This window comes from Pseudomonas sp. P7548 (assembly GCF_013386585.1).
In the GTDB taxonomy this organism is placed as follows: domain Bacteria; phylum Pseudomonadota; class Gammaproteobacteria; order Pseudomonadales; family Pseudomonadaceae; genus Aquipseudomonas.
In genome coordinates this window covers 1-696 of record NZ_JACARO010000191.1, presented here as the reverse complement: position 1 = coordinate 696, position 696 = coordinate 1, and the positions used below count along the sequence as shown (strand labels likewise).

Here is a 696-nt window from a genome sequence, read left to right as displayed (position 1 = left end):
ACCGGCACTGAGCTGTCGATCATCGCGCTGGTGGGGGTGATTTTGTTGATCGGTATCGTGAAGAAGAACGCGATCATGATGATCGACTTTGCGATCACCGAGCGGCGCGAGTTCGGGCTCACGGCCAAGGAAGCGATTCGCCGCGCCTGCCTGATCCGTTTCCGGCCGATCATGATGACCACCTTGGCGGCCATCCTCGGGGCATTGCCGCTGGTGCTGGGGCATGGCTACGGCTCCGAGCTGCGCCGGCCCTTGGGGATTTCGATTATTGGTGGCCTGTTGCTCAGCCAGGTGCTGACGCTCTACACCACCCCGGTGATTTACCTCTGGCTCGACCGGGCGTCCCAACGCCTGGGGCTGCACAAGGAAGCAAGGTCATGAAATTCAAATACAGCGTGCTGTTCCTCAGCCTGGTGCTTGGCGGTTGCATGGTCGGGCCCGACTACCAGAAACCCGCGATGCAATTGCCGCAGACGTTCAAGGAAGGCGCGCAGTGGCAGCGTGCTGTGTCCAACCCCCAGGGCGCTTTGGACAGTCAGTGGTGGCTGGCCTATCAGGACCCGGTGCTGAACGACCTGGTGGCACGCTCGGCCAAGGCCAACCAGTCGATCATCGCGGCGGAGGCGGCGTACCGGCTGGCCCAGGCGCAGGTGGCATCGAGCCGCGCCGGGTTGTGGCCGACGGTGGGTGTGGGGC

At 63.6% G+C, this 696-nt stretch carries 1 protein-coding gene and 1 pseudogene; both read left to right on the top strand.

Annotation, left to right across the window (positions count from 1 at the left end; genetic code table 11):
- On the top strand, positions 1–381 hold a 381-nt coding region (locus HX803_RS32155; RefSeq protein WP_178926081.1), incomplete at its 5' end, for an efflux RND transporter permease subunit.
- A pseudogene (locus tag HX803_RS32150) lies at positions 378–696 on the top strand (RND transporter); the annotation flags it as partial. The gene HX803_RS32155 and the pseudogene HX803_RS32150, both read left to right, overlap by 4 nt.